This is a genomic window from Pseudomonas sp. MD195_PC81_125 (assembly GCF_014060985.1).
Lineage (GTDB): Bacteria > Pseudomonadota > Gammaproteobacteria > Pseudomonadales > Pseudomonadaceae > Aquipseudomonas > Aquipseudomonas parakoreensis.
Map to the genome: position 1 here is coordinate 1 of NZ_JABULD010000997.1, position 559 is coordinate 559.

Below are 559 nucleotides of genomic sequence, written 5' to 3' on the forward strand. Positions count from 1 at the left end.
CACGAGCAAGGGCGCGCTGCTGATCCCGCTGTTCGAACAGGGCCAGGGCCGGCGCATGCCGCACAGCCTGCTGCTGAACGTCACCGATGAAATGACCGTGATGCAGGATGAAATCTTCGGCCCGCTGCTGCCGATCGTGCCGTATCAGGATCTCGATCAGGCGTTTGCCTACATCAATCAGCGCCCGCGTCCTCTGGCGCTTTACTACTTCGGCTACGACAAGCGCGAACAGAACCGCGTGCTGCACGAAACCCACTCCGGCGGCGTGTGCCTGAACGACACCTTGTTGCACGTGGCGCAGGACGACATGCCATTCGGCGGCATCGGCCCGTCGGGCATGGGCCACTATCACGGCCACGAAGGCTTCCTGACTTTCAGCAAGGCCAAGGGCGTACTGATCAAACAGCGCTTCAACGCCGCGAAGTTGATCTATCCGCCGTACGGCAAATCGATCCAGAAACTGATCCAGAAGCTGTTCATCCGCTAATCGTCGTCACCGCCGGGTAATAACAACAATGCACCCAAGCCTGACCGAAACACCCTGTCCTGTCCGCGCCGT

At 60.1% G+C, this 559-nt stretch carries 1 protein-coding gene; it reads left to right on the plus strand.

The genetic code is table 11. The annotated features are described in order from the left end of the window. Nucleotides 1-487, plus strand: a 487-nt coding sequence (locus HT737_RS30795) for an aldehyde dehydrogenase family protein (protein WP_182404703.1), incomplete at its 5' end; no start/stop codon positions are given. Between the last annotated feature and the right edge of the window lie 72 nt (nucleotides 488-559).